At 74.3% G+C, this 18,533-nt stretch carries 11 protein-coding genes; 1 reads left to right on the plus strand and 10 read right to left on the minus strand.

Translation table 11 applies throughout. The annotated features are described in order from the left end of the window. Positions 1-27: 27 nt before the first annotated feature. From ACZ7GJ_RS20740 to ACZ7GJ_RS20775, 8 genes are all read right to left on the minus strand, one after another. Positions 28-1,134: a peptidase M50 gene (locus ACZ7GJ_RS20740; protein WP_470753579.1), complete on the minus strand. Its 1,107-nt coding sequence runs from the start codon at positions 1,132-1,134 to the stop codon at positions 28-30. Then, positions 1,131-2,258, minus strand: coding sequence for a lantibiotic dehydratase C-terminal domain-containing protein (locus ACZ7GJ_RS20745; protein WP_470753580.1), 1,128 nt, complete (start codon positions 2,256-2,258; stop codon positions 1,131-1,133). The genes ACZ7GJ_RS20740 and ACZ7GJ_RS20745 overlap by 4 nt, the downstream gene beginning before the upstream one ends. Then, positions 2,246-4,993, minus strand: coding sequence for a lantibiotic dehydratase (locus ACZ7GJ_RS20750; protein WP_470753582.1), 2,748 nt, complete (start codon positions 4,991-4,993; stop codon positions 2,246-2,248). Before ACZ7GJ_RS20750 ends, ACZ7GJ_RS20745 begins: the two co-directional genes overlap by 13 nt. Positions 4,994-5,007: 14 nt before the next feature. Then, positions 5,008-6,612 carry a SagB family peptide dehydrogenase gene (locus ACZ7GJ_RS20755; protein WP_470753583.1) on the minus strand — a complete coding sequence of 535 codons (1,605 nt, stop codon included), beginning with the start codon at positions 6,610-6,612 and terminating at the stop codon, positions 5,008-5,010. Positions 6,613-6,645: 33 nt separating this feature from the next. Further along, positions 6,646-8,607, minus strand: coding sequence for a TOMM precursor leader peptide-binding protein (locus ACZ7GJ_RS20760; RefSeq protein ID WP_470753584.1), 1,962 nt, complete (start codon positions 8,605-8,607; stop codon positions 6,646-6,648). Next, complete coding sequence (locus ACZ7GJ_RS20765) at positions 8,604-10,844, minus strand: TOMM precursor leader peptide-binding protein (RefSeq protein WP_470753585.1); 2,241 nt, start codon at positions 10,842-10,844, stop codon at positions 8,604-8,606. The genes ACZ7GJ_RS20760 and ACZ7GJ_RS20765 overlap by 4 nt, the downstream gene beginning before the upstream one ends. Before the next feature lie 81 nt (positions 10,845-10,925). After that, positions 10,926-12,737, minus strand: coding sequence for an AfsR/SARP family transcriptional regulator (locus tag ACZ7GJ_RS20770; RefSeq protein WP_470753587.1), 1,812 nt, complete (start codon positions 12,735-12,737; stop codon positions 10,926-10,928). A 411-nt stretch (positions 12,738-13,148) separates the two neighbouring features. Then, positions 13,149-13,637, minus strand: coding sequence for a MarR family winged helix-turn-helix transcriptional regulator (locus tag ACZ7GJ_RS20775; RefSeq protein WP_470753589.1), 489 nt, complete (start codon positions 13,635-13,637; stop codon positions 13,149-13,151). Between the two features lie 126 nt (positions 13,638-13,763). On the opposite strand from ACZ7GJ_RS20775, the gene ACZ7GJ_RS20780 reads away from it, so the two are divergent. Beyond that, the gene (locus ACZ7GJ_RS20780) at positions 13,764-14,174 is read left to right on the plus strand and encodes an organic hydroperoxide resistance protein (protein ID WP_365922647.1); all 411 of its coding nucleotides are present in this window, start codon (positions 13,764-13,766) and stop codon (positions 14,172-14,174) included. Between the two features lie 61 nt (positions 14,175-14,235). Here ACZ7GJ_RS20780 and ACZ7GJ_RS20785 read toward each other — a convergent pair whose 3' ends face one another. Both ACZ7GJ_RS20785 and ACZ7GJ_RS20790 read right to left on the minus strand, forming a co-directional pair. Beyond that, positions 14,236-14,958 carry an AfsR/SARP family transcriptional regulator gene (locus ACZ7GJ_RS20785; RefSeq protein WP_470753591.1) on the minus strand — a complete coding sequence of 241 codons (723 nt, stop codon included), beginning with the start codon at positions 14,956-14,958 and terminating at the stop codon, positions 14,236-14,238. Between the two features lie 103 nt (positions 14,959-15,061). Further along, positions 15,062-18,532 (minus strand): eCIS core domain-containing protein, encoded by a 3,471-nt coding sequence (locus ACZ7GJ_RS20790; RefSeq protein WP_470753592.1) that lies wholly within the window; start codon positions 18,530-18,532, stop codon positions 15,062-15,064. Position 18,533: the final 1 nt, after the last annotated feature.

Genomic DNA, 18,533 nt, shown 5'->3' on the forward strand with positions numbered 1-18,533 from the left:
GTGGGAGGTGGGGGAGCGGGAGCGGTTTCAGGGGGCGAAGGCGTACAGGGCGGCGGCCACGAGGGCCCCGGCGAGGAGCAGGACGAGCACGGCGGAGCCGATGCCGTAGGCGAGGTAGAGCCGGCGTGCCCGTGGCGGGTACGCCCCGGCCGCCTCCCGGCCGCGCATCCGCAGCCGCAGGTACGCCGAGCCGGCGGGCGCCAGCCGGGTCACGCGCAGCACGTGGCCGAGCATCGTGTAGCCGTCGAGCGGCGGCAGCGGCACCAGGTTGACCAGCGCCTGGGCACTGCCGAGCAGCAGCAGCGCGCCCAGCACCCGGCCGGTCGGATCGCCCTGGGGCAGTGCGGCCCACCAGCCGGCGAAGGGCAGCAGGAAGAGGAGGTTGGCGAAGGCGCCCGCCCCGGCGACGGCCACCTGCTGCCGACGGCGGGGCAGGTAGCGGTAGTTGTCGACCGTGCAGTACATGATCGCCACCGGCAGCCGCCAGCGCAGCCCGATCTCCCCGACGGTGCCCCCGACGTGGCGGGCCGCGATGCCGTGCGCGAACTCGTGCAGGGCCGTACTGAGCCACAGCAGGGTGGCCACGGCCAGCATCGGCACCGGGCGCACCGCCAGCCACCGCAGGTCCGCGGCGAGTTCGCGGAACGAGGCCGCGAGCAGTCCCTCCATCACCAGGCAGACCAGGAGCAGCCCGCCCAGCACCACCGGGTGCAGCGCGGGCCGCAGGAACCGGTGCAGCCGGGCGGTGGTGGCGTCCGCGTCGGCCACCAGGCGGAGCGTGCCGCGCAGCAGCGTGCCCGTGCGCGGGCCGCCGCGGGGCTCGGGCGGGGCCGGCGGCGGCCCGCCGGCGAGGAGGCGGCGGTTGCCGAGCAGGGCGAGCAGTTGCTGCCAGTTGCCCTCGCCCAGCCGGCGCCCGAAGGCCTGCCCGTACGCGAGGCCGATCTCCGCGAGGGTGCTGGCCCCGTCCAGCCGGGACACGAGGAAGTACTCCTTCGGACCGATCTCGAAGGAGGCCCCCGAGACCGGGTCCTTGACCAGGTGTACGACGGCCGGCCCGTCCAGCAGCGGCGGCGACAGCAGGACGTCAGGACGCAGCGCGGGCCGGTGCTCCAGCAGTCCGCCGGGCGCGGTCACGGCCGGACCGCCCCGGCGGCGGCCCCGGTGCCCGCCTCGGTGCCCGCCTCGGCACCCTCGCGCAGCACCCGGCTCAGCAGGTGCGCCAGATAGGCCTCGTCGCGGATCGTCACGTGCAGCCGGTTGTTGGTCATGTGCATGTACGGGGAGAGCAGCAGCGGCAGCGCGACCGCCGGATCGGTGATCCGCTCGTCCCGGGTGCCGTCCCAGGAGCGGAAGACCAGCTCCCCGGAGAGCGCCAGGGCCTCGGCACGCTCCCGCAGCTCCCGGCAGTGCTCGGCCCATCCGGCCAGGAAGGCGGGCAGTCGGCCCGTCCCGCCGGAGCCGACCGCCTCGCGCAGGGCGGCGAACCTGCGCGTGAGTCCGGGCGCGGTCTGGGCGTACGTACGGTCGTACTCGGTCGAGCCGATGAAACCGGTGCCCGGGAAAGCGGTGTGCCAGAACTCGTAGTAGCGGTCGAGATATCCGCCGAGTTCCTCCCGGTCGGGCAGGAAGACGCCCGCCATCACCATCATCAGCTGCGCCGAGGTGCCGAGCAGGACGGTCCTCAGATGGAGGTTCATCCGGCCCAGCGCGTCCATGACGAGATCGCTGGAATGCGAGAAGTGCCATTCGGCGAGTTCGACTCCCGCCGGGCCGCCGTACTTTCCGTACTCCGGCTCATAAGGCTCGTACGCGAAGGAGTTGTTGGGCCGCAAGTTCATCCGGCCGTCCGGCCCCATGAAGGCGGCGCGGTCGCCTTCCGGGAACTCGATGTCGAAGAGCGTGTTGTAGAACTCGTTGAGGAATCCGGAGTCGACCTCGTAGAGCGCGGGCCGGGCCCGCAGGAAGGCCGAGACGGCCTCCTCGGTACGGCGCCGGACCTCGGGCCCGGCGGCCGGGCTCGCGGGCCGGAGCCGCAGGCGCACGTGCGGCCCCTCCAGCCAGTAGTTGATGAAGAAGTGCCCGGCGAGCAGACCGTCCCGGCGCAGCGAGGAGATCAGCGGGCGTATGCAGTTCACCAGCAGGGGCTGCGGGTTGGCGGCGTAGAAGACGTGCACGGCCTGCCAGTCGCCACGCTGCCAGTCGCCACGCTGCCCTTCGCCACGCTGCCCCTCGCCTCGCGTCTCGGTCAGATCCGACATCGGTCGCCGCCTTCCGGGCTCGGGGTGGTGGTCGTTCGAGTGGTGGTGAAGGTCTCGACGGCGAACTCCGCCACGTGTCCGCCGCGCGCCGACCTCGGGTGCGGGCCGTCCGGGCCGGGGAGCGCCTCGCGGAAGACCACCCGGTGGCCGGGATCGCGCAGCAGCGACGCGAAGGCGGACAGCGACAGCGGGCTCGCGAAGTCGACGTACTGCGGTTTCGCGCCGAGCGCCGACGGCCCGGCGGAGACGGTCGCGAACACCTGCTCGGGCAGCCCGTGCGTACCGCGCCACCGCTGCCACTCCAGGAACTGCCCGGCGCTCTGCGGGTCGGTGGCGCCGCGGACCGGCAGGGAGCCGGCCGTCGTGCTCCAACTGCGCCTGCTGAGCACCAGGTTCCCGTGCACCACGCGAGGCCGCGCGTGCACCCCGGCCCGCGGGGAGCCTTCGGGGACCCCCGCCCAGACGTCCAGCGGGGACATCGAGGACGGGGACAGCAGCAGCAGGGTGCGGGGGATCGCGGGCAGGGCGAGCGGCACCAGGTAGCCGAGGTAGACCGGGATCACCTCCAGGCCGAGCCGGTGCGAGCGCAGCACCACCCGCCCGGTGTCGGGGACGTGTTCGGCGTACAGGTCGTCCAGCGGCAGCCTGCGGTCCTCGGGCAGGGTGCCGCTCTCGCCGGGGCAGACGATCTCGTACTCGGTCAGGCGCCCGTGCAGATTGAGATTGGTGGTGACCGGGCCGCCGGTGACCTCGGCGAACACCGCCCCCTCGGGCGTGATGCGGGCGGCGCTCTCGCGCAGTTCCCCGGCGAGCGCGGGCGCGGCCTCGTAAAGGTGGGTGAAACGGCTGAACGGGAAGGACAGCCCGCCGTACGAGCGGTTGAGCACGGTCAGCGGCTGCCCCGACGCGGGGTCGTCCGCGAGCTGCAGGTGGTGACAGCGCGGCGCGAAGCGCGCCGCGACCGGGCGCAGTTCGGCCTCCACCGCCGCCAGGTCCGCCTCCTGGAGCCGGAGTTCGCCGTCGTGCACGGACCCCTTCTCCTCGTGCGCCTGCCACGCGGCCCGCATCCGGCCGACGAACGCGCGCCGGGCCGCGTCCAGGGCCCGGATCCCGGGCAGGCCGAGCCAGTTCTCCTCGGGCACGTACTCCCCGCGCGCGTCGAAGGGCGTCCGGCGCGCCGTGAACGACAGGTACTGGTCGAAGAAGTCCTCGTGGAAGTCGTGTACGAGGCCCAGCAGGTCCTCGCAGCGGCCGCCCTGCCCGTAGCGGGCGGTGAAGAACCCCTCGAAGGTGATCCGTTGGGCGAGGGTGAGGTCGAAGGCGGGCAGGATCCGCTCCACCGAGCGCAGCGCGCCGCCGTCCTCGGCGAGCGGCGGGCAGCTCAGGTCGCGTCCCGCGCTCACCTCCTCGTACAACAGGGTCTGCGGCAACGCCGGTTCCCCGCAGCCGAGTTCCTCCTGCGCCAGGTGCAGGCCCGAGCGCAGTGCGCGCAGCAGTTCCGTGCGCTCGCGGTGCCCGGCCGCCGGATACCGCTCCAGGGCCCGGGCGGGCGCGTCGAGCAGCGCCGAGAGACGGTCGGCCCACGGCCTGCCCAGGGCCGCCAGGGACCGCTGGAAGGCACGCAGCGGATCGCCGTCGTGCACCTCGGTGTCCAGGCACGGGACGCGCACCATGCCGAGCTGGAGCAGCGCGCCGATGTACGCCTCGCAGTCGGCCGGGGCCGCCCCGTGCTCCGCCGCGAGCCAGTCGGCCAGCTCCTGGTGGCGCAGCTCGGGACGTTCGGCGAACAGGGTGAGCAGCCGCTCCAGCGTGCCGCTGCGACGCAGGAAGAACAGCCGGTCCTTGACCGCGTCGAAGGTGACGGCCGCGGCGTCGTCGCCGGCCGTCACCGAGCGGCGCACGTAGCGGATCCGGTCCTCGTCCCGGCCCCAGCCCGGGGCCGGGCGCAGCGGCAGGTCCCGCCGCCGCACCGGGTCGGCGAGGATCAGCTCGGCCAGCCGCGCCAGCACCACCACGTTGAGCCGCACGTGGCTGCTCCACTCGTCCGGGACCCGGATCCCCCCGGGGCCCGCCCCGGGTGCGAAACGGCCGGTCGCCACGCCGGTGAAGGTGCTGAACGGGCTGGTCTTGCAGGCGGTGCGGTACAGGTACGACAGGAGCGAGCGCTCGACCTTGCGCACCCGGCCGCTCGGTACCCCGCCCGCCCCGGTGGCCGCCGCGTACGCGTCGAGCTGGCCTTCGAGCACGGGCGAGGCCAGCAGCAGCCCGTGCCGCAGCCGGTCGTCCGCGAGCAGGCCGCGCAGCGCCGCCCGGCTGCGGGCCAGGTCGGTGGCCAGCAGTGCGTCGCCCTCGGCGAGCAGCTTCTCCAGGTGGCGGCGCCGGTGGAGCCACCCGGCCAGGCGCTCACCCGCTTCATCGCCCACCGAGGCGAGGGCCTCGACGGCCGCGCCCGTGGCGACCGACAGCTTGTTGTTGTGTATCTCGCGGCGCAGGCGCAGCAGTTCGCGGCGGCGCGTCGCGGCCGGCCCGCCCGGCGCGGGATCGGTCGCGCCGACGGCCTCGTGCAGCAGTTCGCTCAGCCGCCCGGCCTCCGCGGCCAGCGCCGCCTCGGCGGCGAGCACATCGGCGGCCCAGCGCCCGGCGTCGGCGCAGCGCAGGGCCTCGGCCGCGGACAGCGGCAGCCCGGCCACCCGCAGCATGAAGCGCTCGCCCAACTGCCATTCGGTGGTGTTCATCGATCGGGCCCCCATCACGCGATCTCGTGCCGGAAGTCGGCGGGCCGCGGCCGTTCGTGGCCGAGCAGCATGATCAGCAGGGGTGCCTCGTCGGTGCCGGTGAGCCCCAGTTCCTCGACGTAACTGATGTTGTCGAAGCCGAGGGCCACCCCCGCGCCCAGCCCGTGGGCCGCGGCGGTGGTGTAGAAGGTCTGCGCGAGGGCGCCGACGGCGGCGCCCACCAGCCGGTAGCCGCGGTCGCCCACCGCGTCCAGGACGGCGGTGGTCCGCACGGTAGGCACGAGCACCGCGGCCGCCTGCTCCAGGTTGTAGTTGGAGAGGAAGTAGTTGCGCTGCAGGAACGGTCCGGGCGGGCCGGGCACCACCAGGCGCAGCGCGTGGGCCGCCGGATCGTACGCGTACGTGCCGGGGTCCACCCCCTCGACGTGGCTGACGAACGCGTACAGCGAGGTCAGCCGCGGCCCGTCCGGCCGTTCGGCCTCGCTGCCCGGTGCCGTGGCCGCGCAGTCGGCGAGCGCGGCGGCCAACTGCTCCGCAGTGACCGGCCGGGTGGCGTCGAAGCGCCCGAAGCTGCTGCGCCGCGCCCGCAGGGCCTCCCGCACGCCGACGGGCGCGGCGGCGGGCGCGGGCAGCGCCACCGGGTCGGCGCCGCGCACCGGGTGCGCGGCGGCCGCGTCGAGCGCGCCGGGGGACGGGCGGTCGGCGGCCCGGCCGAGGGTGGCCTCGTGGACGAGGCGCAGGGTCTCGAAGGCCAGGACGGTACGGGAGCGCTCGGCGTCGCGGCGTCGCACCGCGGCGGGGGCGGGGCCGGAGGCAGGGGCGGGGCGGGAGACGGGGGCGGGGACGGAGGCGGGGACGGCGGAGTCCGCCGGGGCGCCCGCCCACTGCAGCGGGACGACCGCGAAGATCCCCTCCTCCTCGGGCGCCACGCCCAGCAGCCGCGCGAGCCGCTCCTCGTCGAACCACAGCGCCGGCGCGATCCGCAGCCCGTACGGCCGCGCCCACAGCCGCCAGGTCTGGAGCAGGGCGCCCACGTCCATGCTCACGGCGTGGAAGGAGAAGCTGTTGTACTTGAAGGCGTTCTGCCAGTACTTGACCCCGAGGACGAGGTACTGGGTGGCCGCGGGCCCGTCCGGGCCCAGGGCCTCGCGTATGTCACCGGTGACATCGCCGGTCAGCAGCCGGCGCAGCCCGTGCTGGTGCGGGGCGTAGTGGTACAGCCCCGGGGTGAGCGGTCCGCCCGCGCCCGCGGCCCAGTGGACGCCGATCGGGTAGAGGCCGCCGCCGGAGGCCGTGCCCCGGGACCAGTTGGCCTGCGTGTAGTGGGGGAGCGCCGCCAGGTCGGTATTGGCCTGTACGCCCAGCCGGCGCCCGGTCAGCCCGTACGAGTCCTGGAGCATCCCGGAGAGCAGCGGCAGGGTGAACCCGCTGCCTGTAGCTCCCGCTGCCCCGGCCGACCCCGGAGCGGCCGCGGGCTCGGGCAGGGGCAGGGTCTCCGCCCCCGGGTAGAACTTCGCCTTCCGCGGCCGGTCCGCCCAGTCGGGCACGAAGTCGGCGGGCTCCATCGGGACCCGGCCTCGATGCATGATGGCGTTGGCGTAGTCATGGGCGTAGCCCACGGGTGTCCTCCTGCGTTCGAGGGTCGATCGAGGTCAGGGAAAGGGATGCGGAGCCGGGTTGAGGTCCCCGGGCTCCAGGTCGCGCCCGCGCAGCCCCGCCGCGCGCAGCGCGGTCCGCATCCGGGGCATGCCGAGCGCCCGTTGGCGCGACCAGCCGAAGTCGATCGGCAGCAGTCCCGGCACCAGCACGCTCACCGTGTGCAGGCCGAGTGCCCGCTGCTCCGGCAGGGTCTGGTCGACGGCCACGACGTCGAACCCGCCGGCCGCCACGGCCGCGACACACCGCTCCAGGTGCGTGCGTACGTCGTCCGGGGCCCCGGCGACCGCGGCGTCGGGCGGGCGCAGGGCGGCCACCGGCCGCAGCGGACCCGGGTCCGGCGCGCGCAGCAGGAAGTCGGCGTGCCGGCCCATCTCCGGGACCCCGTACACCAGCGGATGATCGTGCAGCGCGGTCACCAGGCCGAAGTCGGCGGCCATCGCCCGCAGTCGGGCCCCGTCGCGCTCGGTGCGCCCGGTCAGGTTCACCGCGTCCGTCGCGATCTCGCACAGGGCGGAGGCGAGCGCGGCCTCCGGATCCAGTCCGGCGCCCGCGCCGAAGCACATCCGGCCGGGGCCCCCGTCGAAGCGCTCGGCGACCGCTGTCACCACCGGGATCGGGAAGCTGATCCGGTTGTCGAAGAAGCGCGCGCGGTACCCGTACAGCGCCAGGCGGTCCACCATGGCCCGGGTGTGCGCGCGGGTGCTGGTCGCCGGGTCGATCTCGGGCAGGGCCTGACGCCCGTACCACGCCAGCAGGAAGGCGTCGCGCTCCACGACCTCCAGCAGGCCGAAGTAGAGGGCCTCGGCCAGACTCCCGCCGGAGGCACAGCCGTTGGAGCTCTCCTGGACGAACCGGTTCTCCATACCGGGCGCGTGATAGTACGTCAGGACTTCCGGCACCAGGCGCGGTACGCGGTCGCGCAGCGACCACCCCCACACCCAGGGGATCTCGCGATCGGGCGCGAAGGGCCGCACCCGCGGGTTGTCCCGGTAGAACTCCTCGCTGTACAGGCCGACTTCGCGCGGATCGACGGCGCCGTCCGCGCCGAACCGGTCGAGCGATCCGAACACGCCGGTCCTGCGCGAGCGGGCGCGCATCCCCGCGTACCGCTCCAACCCCTCCAGGACCCCGACCCGCGCGCTGTGGTCGAAGGAGTCGGTGTGCCCGCCCCAGAACGTCTCGCGCAGGTACGCACCCGACCGCATCGAGAAACAGCCGATGGTCGCCGACGTGGAGGTCGAGGAGACGTCCTGGACGAGCGAGGGCCCGAGGGCCCCGCACAGGGGGTTGGCGAACGCGGCGATGTCGATGCCGTACGCCTCGATGGGCCGGGTACGGAACGCCCCCGGCCGGTACGCCGGCGCCGGCCCCGGATCGAGCACGACCGGGACGTCCGCTCCCGGCCTGGCACACCGGGGGCACTCCGGGTCGGGCACCAGCGGATAACGGCGCACGCGGCCGCTGCGCAGGTCCAGCACCCGTACGTCGGGGAACGGCCCGGGAGCCGGCGCCGCCGCTGCCGCCGTCACCAGCGCGGCCAGGGCCTCGGCGGCGAAGGCGTGGGCGTACGGCCACTCGCCCGCGGCCCGGGTCCCGCCGCCCAGCTCCAGCGCGTCCCGCAGCGCGACGGACCGTACGGCCTGCCACCGCCGCTCCAGACAGCGGCCGCAGCCCGGACCGTGCGCGGGCAGCGGACCGACCACGGCCTGATGCCCGTAGAGGCGGACCGGCACGGCCCCGTCCCCGCTGCCGCCCGGCGCCGCCTCGGCGAAGGCGTTGCGCAGCCCCAGCACGGACAGTTCCACGCGCGGGCCGTCCAGGGCCGTCAGCGCCCGCGCGAGCAGCCCGGCGAACCGCTCGGCGACCGCGGCGCCCCCGAGCCCGTCGGCGAGAGCGTCCGTGAGACCGGCCCCGGGCCCGGCCGGGGCTTCGCGCACGGCGTGGCTTCGGGTCATCCGCGCGGCTCCCGGGCGGCGGTGAGGAGCACCCGCACCGTGTGGATGCCCGCCGAGGCCAGGTCGGGCGAGCCCGTCGGGACCGCGTACGCGTCCCGGCCCGCCGACGCGAGGCGGTCCAGCACCTGCGCCCAGCCGACGGCGGCGCGGCCGTCGTCGGCCGGGTCGGCCGCCCCGGACACCGCCAGGGCGCGGGGGTCGAGATCGCGCAGCAGCGGGTCGCCGGTATCGGCCGCGGCCCCCGCGCCCGGGCCGCCGGCCTCGTCGCGCTCGAACTGCACCGAGCCCAGCAGCTCCCGCAGCGCGCCGACGGCCGCCGACCGGCGGTCGGGATCGCTGCCCAGGGCCCAGCGCCCGCCGGAGCGCGCGAGCAGCACGTGTACTCCGCTGCGCTCGCCCTCCCCGAGGTCCAGCAGCTCGACGGGCAGCTCCAGCCGCTCCGCCGACCGTACGAGGAAGACCAGCTCGGCATCGGAGCCGGCCCCCGCACCGGTCGCGGGCAGCGGCACCAGGCCCGTCGCCGCACCCCGTACGGCGCGCAGCAGCGCGTCGTACCCGAGCGCCGAGGCGAGCCCGGCGGCGGCCGCGTCCGCGGGAGTCGGTCCCGCGCCCGCCCCGGCCCGGGTGCGCTCGAAGGCCCGGTCGCCGTTGTGCGGCCCGAACGGGCGCACCGCTCCGGCGGGGACGAGCACGGGCTCCTTCGTGAGCAGCGAGACGGCCTGCTGGTGCGCGGCGGTCGCGGCCGCCGCCCCGGGCAGGCCGGTGGCGAGGGCCAGTTCGGTGGCGAGGGCGAGTTCCGGCGCCCCGTCGGCCGCCGCGGCCCCGGTCACCAGCCCGCGCGCCGGCACGACGTGCTCGGCGTACACGAGCGCCGCCGCGTCCAGCGCGCGCATCCGCGCCCCGGCCACGTGATGGACGTCGAAGGCGGCGATCGAGCGCCTCCCGGCATGCCCGATGCCCAGCTCGACCACACCGAGCTTCAGGGGTATCTGGGTCAGCGGCTCGTCGGCGAACCGCGTGAACACCCCGGCGTAGGGGCGCACCAGCTCCGAGCGCCGGTTCAGCTCCTCGACCAGCGCGTCCGCCTCGCGGGCCGTCTCCAGGGTCGGCAGCGCGGGCACGCCCGAAGTGCCCGCCGAGGCGAGGTCCACCGCTTCGGCCTGCGCCTGCGCGCCGCCACCGGCGCAGAACGGGCAGCGCGGGTGCGCCAGCAGCGGCTCGGCGGTGACGTCCAGCGACTCCATGTCCTGCACGAGCAGCCGCTCGGCCGTCTCGGCGGGCAGCGCCCCGGAGGCCGCGCGGAACACCTCGTACCCCAGCAGGTTGCCGATCATCGCGGCCAGCGGACGCCCCGGCACCGGTCCGGAGGCCTCCGGGACGCCCGGCAGCGCCAGGGCGCTCCACAGCTCCGCCGACGCTCCCGGTTCCCCGCGCGCCGCGCCCATCCGCAGCGCCGCGCAGGCCCAACAGCCCGGGGTGCCGGGCGTCATGAGCGGGCCGATCACCGCGTCGGAGCCGTAGGTCCAGGCGGGCAGCAGCGTGCGGCCCTCGGGGATCCCGGCCCGCAGCAGCGGGAGCAGGCGCGCCGGAGCCGTGCGTCCGCCCGTCACCACGACGGTGTCGTACTCGCCCAACGCCGCCCAGTCGAGGTCCTGTTCGCCGCCGGGCAGGGTGCGTACCTCCACCGGGCAGCCGTCGGCGAGGGCCTGCGCGACATCGATGTCCAGCACGTCCCGGTCCGCCTGCGGCAGCACGCCGACGACCGCGCAGCCGTTGCGCACCAGGCTCAGGGCGCACCAGCGGGCGACGGCGTCGTCGCCGAGCACCGCGACCCGTGCGCCGCGAAAGCGCAGGAAGCGGGCCTCGGCGTCGTCGGCGTAGTGCTCCACGTACGCGATCTGCGGTGCGAACCGCCGTGCCACGTCGGGCGGCAGCACCGAGCGGCCGGTGTCCTCACGCGCCGACCGCGCGAAGTCCCGGTCGTACAGGGTTCTGACGAGTTCGCCGACCATCGCCCGCTGGGGATCGCCCATGCCCTGACAGATCTCGGCGACCGTGTACTCGCCGGTGAGGTGCGGGACGATCAGCGTGGCGAACCGGTACGCCGTCTTGGCGGCCAGGCGGAAACCGCCGTCGGAGTTGTGGAACAGCACGCCGTCCGGCGTCTGCGTGAACAGCACGTCCCGGCGGATCCTGGGCCGGGTGGCTGCGACGGACTCGTAGCTGGCTTGGGACATGGGGCACCCCTGATTGCGGTCTGGGAGCGGTGGGAGAAGGGAGGGGAGAACGAGGAGGGGAGAACGGGAGAGCGGTGGAGGTCAGAGCGGTGCGGGCAGTACGGCGTCCAGCCGCCGCTCGGTGTACCAACGCGCGTAGACGCGAAGCAGATGATGGAGCCGGTAGGGATGAGGGCCCGGCGGTCCGTCCTCCAGCAGCCCGGCGTCCACCAGCTGTTCGAGTACGCCCTCGCCCGCCACGGCCGTGAGGGCGGCCTCCCGGCCGAGCGAGCCGAGCCGCAGGAAGGCGTCCCGCTGCTCCGGTGCGAGCGCGTCCAGCGCCCGACCGAACACCTCGGGCACCGACAGCCGGACGTCCTCGGCGAGGGCGAGCCGGGCGGGTGCGTCCTCCGCCAGCCAGGCCGCGCAGTCGGCGACGGAGAGCCCGGGCCGGGTCAGCAGCCGGCCCGCCGCGATCCGCAGGGCGAGCGGGAAGTGCCCGCAGACTGCGGCCAGCCGGTGGGCGGAGCGGTCCTCGGCCGCGATCCGTCCGGCTCCGACCAGCCCGGCGAGCAGTTCGTACGCCTCCGCGGGACCGAGCACGTCCAGGCGGTGGACCGCCCCGCCGTGGGTGGCGGCGACGGCCGCGAGCCCGCGCCGGCTGGTGACGAGCACGGCCGCGTCCCCGGTCCGGGGGAGCAGTGACAGCACCTGGCCGGCCCCGGCCGCGTCGTCGAGCACCAGCAGCCGCCGGCGCCCGTCGCGGTCCGGTTCCGGGAGCAGCCCGCGCGCCTCGTCGGTGCTCACGCCGTCCCCGCCGGGTCGGGTCAGCGCGATGCTGAACACGCCGCCGGGGAAGGCGCCCTGGGCCTCGTACGCGCACTGGTGGGCCAGCGCGGACTTGCCGATGCCGGGTGCCCCCGAGACGATGACCAGCCGCGGTCCGTCCGTCGAGGTGAGCTGCTCGACCATGGCCTTGCGGTCGGCCGCACGCCCGGCGAAGCCGGGGACGGGCGGCAGCGCGCCGCGCTCGGCGACCCGGCCGCCCGCGGCGGGCGGCGCCGGGGCCGGCAGGGCCGGAGGCCGGGAGCCAGCTGGATGGACGTCGGCCCGGTGGACGTCGGCCCGGTGCAGGTCCGCCCGGTGCACGGCGGGTCGGGCGGTCGGCGGCGGCCCGATCTCCTCGGCCCGCAGGATCGCCATCTCCAGGCGGCGCAGCCCGGCCCCGGGGTCGACCCCCAGCTCGTCACGCAGCCGTTCCCGTACGGTCCGGTATTCGGCGAGGGCCTCGGCCTGCCGCCCGGTGCGGTAGAGCGCCTCGATGAGCTGTTCCGTGAAGCGCTCGCGCACCGGATGGCGGCGGGCGCCCTCGTACAGGTCGACGAGCACCTGATGGCAGTTCCCGGCGGCGAGTTCGAGGTCGCAGACCCGCTCCAGCACCCGCAGCCGCTCCTGTTCGAGCGCCGGAACGGCGTCGCGCCGGAGCATCAGCGAGGCCACGTTGGCGAGCGGCGGCCCGTGCCACAGGGACAGGGCCTCCCGCAGCCGGTAGAGCTCCTCCTGCGGGTCGGCCGAGGCGGCGGCCTCCTCGGCCAGGGAGCGGAACTGCACCAGATCGAGGGTCCGGTTGTCGTTGGGCATCCGGTAACCGCCCGGCACGGCCTCGATGGTGGTCGCGGATATGCCGTACTTCTCGAATAACCGGCGCAGCCGCAGCACGCAGGTCTGCAGCGCGGCCCGCGCGGTGGCGGGCGGCTCCTCGTCCCAAACGGCGTGCAGCAAATAGCCGGTGGAGACGACCGCTCCGGGACGGAGGAGAAGAGCGGCGAGAAGGCTCGTCGGTTTGGATGGTTTCAGAACAACAGTTTCCGGGCCGTGCGCAATACTCAAGGGCCCCAAAAGCTGGAACCGCATGACTGGTCCCCCGTGTCGGGTCACGTATTCGCAGGAGGCGCGGCGTGGGTGGCCTGCGTCCTCGTTGGTCGGTGAATGAATGGAACCCTACATAACGGATCTTGTGAAAGTCGAGTCACAACCGGGATTGTTTACGACCTGCCCGGCGTTCGTCTCTTCTCCGTCACTTCGGCGCTTCGGGGCGTTACGGCCGGACCGTCAAAAACGTTCACGCATAAACGAATTGCGGCTGCGGCGCCATCCAAGCACGGAGCGTAGATCCAATTAAGGTCCATATTCGGCCACTGATATGAGATCGCTGGCCGAACCGCATGCCCGCCCCGATCCGACCCGCTCCGTCGCGGCCCGCGGAGGGGTCTAGGGGGTGTCTGACGGGTGTCCGCGGCGTCGCGGACGTCCGCCAGACACCCCCTAGGACTCTTCGGTCCCGGGCTCCACGGCCGCCGCGTCGAGGGCGGCGGTGAGCCGGTGCAGGCGGATCTGGAGGTCCCGGATCTCGCCGAGCTCGAACCCGGTGGCGGTCGCGATCCGCCGCGGCACCTCCACCGCGCGGGCGCGCAGCGCGAGGCCGTCCTCGGTGAGGTGGACGTGTACGGAGCGCTCGTCCTCGGGGCTGCGCTCGCGGCGGATCAGGCCGGCCGCTTCGAGGCGCTTGAGCAGCGGGGACAGCGTCCCCGAGTCGAGCCGCAGGTGTCCGCCGATCTCCTTGACCGGCAGCTCGCCGTGCTCCCAGAGCACCAGCATCACCAGGTACTGGGGGTAGGTCAGCCCGAGGTCCTTCAGGACGACGCGGTACAGGCCCCCGAAGGCGCGGGTCGCCGCGTTGAGCGCGAAGCAGATCTGGCCGTCGAGGCGCAGGAAGTCCTGGTCGCGGAGGGTGTCGGTCTGCTGCTCGGTCATGGTGCCACTGTACCGCGGATGCCTCGATCGGCAATTAAATTGTGCACAACTGAATTGTGTGCCATCCTCATGGAGCGGGGTCGCCGACCGGCCGCCCCGCCTCCGCCCCGTGAGAGGACACCCGAGATGGACGCGCTCTACACCGCTGTCGCCACCGCCAACGGCCGCGAAGGCCGCACCGTCAGCTCCGACGGCCAGATCGACCTCGCGCTCGCCATGCCCCCGGCGCTCGGCGGCAGCGGCCAGGGCACCAACCCCGAGCAGCTCTTCGCGGCCGGGTACGCCGCCTGCTTCGCCAGCGCGCTCGGCCTGGTCGGCCGCCAGGCCAAGGTCGACACCAGCGAGGTCTCGGTCACGGCCGAGGTCGCCATCGGCAAGGACGCGACGGGCTTCGGCCTGGCCGTGGTCCTGCGCGTGGAGCTCCCCGAGGCGCTGGCGGGTGAGACCGGCAACCTGCTGGTCAAGCAGGCGCACGAGGTCTGCCCGTACTCCAAGGCGACCCGCGGCAACATCGACGTCGAGCTCGTGGTCGAGTAGTCACCCAGGGTGCCCGGGGCGTGGGGGAGGGGAGCGTACGAGAGCGCTCCCGTCCCCGGCGTCACCACCCGCCGGCCGACCCCGGTGGAAGCATCGCCGTGAACCGCGCCGACGGCTCCAGGCCGAGTTCGGCCCGCACCAGGCGCCGGAAGGCCCCGTACTGGCGGACGGCCTCCACCGCGTTGTGCTCGGCCAGGTGCACCGCCACCACGGCCCGGTGCGCGCTCTCGCGCAGCGGCTCGATGCTCACGCAGGTGAGGGCCGCGTCCAGGGCGAGCGCGTGCCGCCCCGACCGGGTCAGCCGGGCGCTCAGCGATTCCAGCGCGTGCAGCCGCAGCTGCCGCATGCGCTCGCGCTCGAAGAGGGCCCACTCGTCGTCCCAGCCCGGCAGCAGGTCCCCGGCGAACAGCAGGCCCAGGAAGGGATCGTCTCCCGGGTCGCCGTCGGCGTCCACGACGCGCAGCGCCGTACGCAGGAAGGCGTGCACGTCCACCGTGACCTCCTCGCGGAGCGAGAGCATCTCGCCGCGGCTGTCGACGACGTGGTGGCCGCCGCGGCGCAGCCGCCACAGGGCGGTCCGCAGACTGCCCTGCGCATGAACCTCCCCGGCCTCCGGCCACAGCGTCCCGGCGAGGACCCCCCGGCTGACGCTCCGGTTGAGCGCGAGGAAGGCCAGCAGCCGCTGCCCCGGAGCCTCGACGGTGACCGTGCCACCGGCCGCCTCGAACCGGAACGTCCCGAGCAGCCGCAGTACGGGCGCCGGCAGCGACGTGTCGTACGGCATCGGTCCCCTCTCCCTGTGCCCCCTCTCCCTTCCCCGCCCACGGGCGGGCGAACGCACTCGTCCGGGTGGTGTCGCGATCCGCCGGTGGACGTCTGCGCAGGTGTCAGCGGCCGCGGACCGTGTTGAGGATCCACGCCTCGATCGTCGCGGTCAGCTCGGCGTCCTTGGCCATCCACTTCGCGATGTCCGCGGGATCGGTGTAGTAGTTCGAGGCGTTCCCCCACGCTGACCAGCTCCGCGGCCCCTTGGAGGAGTTCGCCGACGCGTCCATCAGGACGAGGTTGTCCTTGCGCACCGCGAGCCCCTGGCGTTCCAGGGGCTTCAGCTTGTCGAAGCCCTTCATCTGGGACATGCGGTCCAGCGAGACGATGTGGTCGACCTCCAGACCCCCCGAGGCCCTCCGCAGGGTTCCGACCTGGTCGACCGTGTGTGCCCCCGCGATCTCCGCGCGCTCGGCGGAGCTGTTGAAGACCGCCCGCATGCGCTTGACCGGGCTGACCCGGGCGGCGTCGGCGAGGGCCTCGGCCGCCAGCAGGTCCCGCTTCGCCGCGGGGATCAGGCCGGGTTCCGTCCACGTCCTGCCGTCCCGGTCCGCCTTGACCACGTCGTCGAGGCCTTCGAGCTCGTCCTTGAGCTCCTTGATCCGCTCGTGGTCCGTCGCCCCGGAGGGCGTCTTCGGCCCGGCCCGGAGATCGGCCTGGGCCTTCTCCTTGAGCTGGCGCAGGGACTGGAGCTGCTCCCAGGCTTTGACGTAGACCTTCTCCGCCGCGGCCTGCTCCGCCGTCGGGGGATGCCAGGCCCGCATGTCCGCCACGATCGACTCGAACTCGCTGGAGGCGCCGACCTTCCGCGCGGCCGCGGCCCGGTCGACGAAGACCAGCATCGTGTCCTCGTCCATCCTGCGGGCCTTGCCGACCTTGACGATCTCCTTGACCTCCTTGAACGCGGCTTCGAGCTCGGCCTTGCCCGCGCCGGTCAGCTTGGTCACGTCGCCCATGAGATCGAGCAGCTGCTTCTCCTTGCGCAACTTCGTGAGCGAGCTCACCCCCTTCCGCACGAAGTGGAACAGGCCCCTCATGAGCAGCAACGGGTCGACCGCCCCGCCGAAGGCCATCGGCCGGCTCATGACCGTGCCGAGCACCTTCTCCAGCCCCGCCGTGGCCGCCGCGTGGGTTTTGAGGGCCTCCTTGACCCCCTGTTCGAGCCCCTCGGCCTCGTCGATCTTCGCGGCGAGCGTCTCCAGACGGGTCGCGGCGCCCTCCGCGTCCGCCGCGGCGGCGAACTCGCGCAGCGGACCTTCGAGCCTGGTGAGCCCCTTCGCAGACAGCTTGAGCAGCTCGGCCGTGGTCGTGCCCAGGTCCAGCGCGGCCGCCGCCACGGCCACCACGACCCAGGCCAGCGAAGGGCTGTCCGCGATGAACGACAGCCGGTACTCCACGGCCTGTTTCCGGTACTCCTGCACCGCCTCCATCGCCTGGTAGACGCTGAGCACGGTGTTGCCGACCAGCGCGGCCGCCGCGACCCAGCCGCCGACGGGCACGAGCACCGCGAGGACGAGGGCGATGATCGTGAGCACCACGGCCGTGAACACGTGCGAGTCGCGCACGGCTTTGACGTGGTCGTCCACGATCTCGCCGTACACCGTGCCGGCATCCGCTCCCTGGCTCTGCTTCGTCGCCTGTACCAGCCCGTCCAGGCTGAAGACGCGCTCGGGGTCGTAGGTGAACTCGTGGCGGGCCTTGGCCGTGTCGGCCAGCCGCGCATCGATCACCTCCAGCAGGTACTGCCGCGCGGAGGGCTCGTCGAGCCCTGCGAGCTTCTCGCGGCTGGTGTCCCGGCCGAGCTTCCCGGGATCGACCAGCGGGTCGTCACCGCCCGCTTTCACCACCGCCGCCTCGGCCGAACTCCGCAGGTCGGCGGCCTCCTTCCGGTACTCGGCGGCCTTCGAAGCGGCCCGGCTCTTCTCGATCCGGGACTCGGGGTCAGCGCCGAGCCGGGTGAGGCTCGCCATGTCCGCCGCCTCGGAGGACCGCTTGTACAGACCGGCCGCGCCCGACTCCGCGATGCGGGAGACGAGGCCGGCGATGTAGCCGGGACTGTGCAGCTTGCCCCGCTCCACGTACAGCAGGTGGTCGTAGTGGTCGAGGACGTCGAGCGCGATGTTGACCGCCTCGTCGCGAAACCGCACCCGGTAGTTGTCCACCGCCTTCAGGAACGCCCGCTCGTCGGCGAACCCGTGACGCACCAGGGCCGCATCGAACTCGTCACTGGCCTCCGTCGCCCTGCGCGCCGGTCCGGGCGAGTAGGCGGTGTAGGGCGCGAAGCGGGCGCTCTCCAGGCGCGTGGCGTTCCGGCGCTTCCACAACCGGTACAGGTCCTCGCACCCGAACAGCGTGGCCGCGGCCGCCTCGGTGGCCTCCGCGTCGAGCTCGCGCCCGCGCTCGTGCGCCTCGAACCGGGTGATGGAGGCGTCGAGTTCCTTCCAGTCCGTCGTCGTCCCGGTGATCTTGTTCCGGTACGCCGCACGCTGGGCCGGGGTCAGCGCGTCGAGCCTGCGGCCGAGGCGCAGTACGTCCTCGTAGTCCCCCGGGACCAGCGGCTTCTGCCCGGCGAAGAGGATGGCCTTGACGTCCTCGGGCAGGGCATGGATCTCCCGCAGCAGTTCGTGCTCGCCCGCCACGTCGGCGCGGACCCCGAGCCAGCGGGCGCGCAGGGTGGCGTCCTGCGGTCCCGTGCCCAGCTTCGTACCCGGCGGCAGGCCGCTCTGCTCCCAGAAGCGCTGGTCCGCCTCCGCGTTGATCCGGTCCCGTTCGGCCTGGGGGAGCCGGTCGAGGGCGGTCTGCGTGACATCGGTGACGCTCAGCCAGAGCCCGCCGTTGAGGACGTCGTCGGCGGTCGCCGACAGCCCGCCCGGCCTGCTCCAGTGCCACAGGGGAACCCGGCGGCTGATCTCCGCCTCGTCCACGCTCTGGTAGTACTGGGCGACGAACACCCGCAGCAGCTCCGCCGGGTCCATCTCCCGCGTCACCTGCACCCAGAACGGGCGGCCCTTGCCCTTGCCCTTCGGCTTCGGCCTCGTCCCGGCCGGCGGCAGCCGCTTCATGTGGAGCCTGCCCAGCCCCTCCCCGCGGGCCTGCTGCGCCACATGGGCCAGCTCGTGCGCCAGCAGCCGCTGCCCCGCGCCCGAGCCGGGCCGTACGCCGTCCCCGAGGACGATGTGCCGACCGACCGTGTAGGCCTGCGCACCCAGGGCCGCGGCCGAGTCGGCGGCGCCGCGCCCCGTGTGCACCCGTACCTGTGACAGGTCCCAGCCCAGCCGGGGCTCCATCGCCGCCCGCGTCGCGGAGTCCAGGGGAGCCCCGGCGCCGCCGGTCGGCGAGGCCGCCGGGTCCAGGCGCGGCATCGGGCGTACGCTCCCGTGCGCGAGGGACTCGTACCGCTCGGCGAACCGGTTGGCCGCCGCCTCCAGCCGTCCGTCCGGCTCGGGAACCGCCGGGCCCTCGGGGTCGCGGGCCCGCCACAGGGCCCGCCGCTCGGCCCGGGCGGGGGCGGCGGGCACCTCGCGCGCGGCCACC

It is taken from the genome of Streptomyces sp. NPDC037242 (genome assembly GCF_055604165.1).

What these genes read in the sequence shown, in the direction of transcription:
- ACZ7GJ_RS20760 (WP_470753584.1), bottom strand. Translation starts at nt 8,607, where the DNA reads ATGACCCGAAGCCACGCCGTGCGCGAAGCCCCGGCCGGGCCCGGGGCC.
- ACZ7GJ_RS20775 (WP_470753589.1), bottom strand. Translation starts at nt 13,637, where the DNA reads ATGACCGAGCAGCAGACCGACACCCTCCGCGACCAGGACTTCCTGCGC.
- ACZ7GJ_RS20750 (WP_470753582.1), bottom strand. Translation starts at nt 4,993, where the DNA reads ATGAACACCACCGAATGGCAGTTGGGCGAGCGCTTCATGCTGCGGGTG.
- ACZ7GJ_RS20745 (WP_470753580.1), bottom strand. Translation starts at nt 2,258, where the DNA reads ATGTCGGATCTGACCGAGACGCGAGGCGAGGGGCAGCGTGGCGAAGGG.
- ACZ7GJ_RS20780 (WP_365922647.1), top strand. Translation starts at nt 13,764, where the DNA reads ATGGACGCGCTCTACACCGCTGTCGCCACCGCCAACGGCCGCGAAGGC.
- ACZ7GJ_RS20765 (WP_470753585.1), bottom strand. Translation starts at nt 10,844, where the DNA reads ATGTCCCAAGCCAGCTACGAGTCCGTCGCAGCCACCCGGCCCAGGATC.
- ACZ7GJ_RS20770 (WP_470753587.1), bottom strand. Translation starts at nt 12,737, where the DNA reads ATGCGGTTCCAGCTTTTGGGGCCCTTGAGTATTGCGCACGGCCCGGAA.
- ACZ7GJ_RS20785 (WP_470753591.1), bottom strand. Translation starts at nt 14,958, where the DNA reads ATGCCGTACGACACGTCGCTGCCGGCGCCCGTACTGCGGCTGCTCGGG.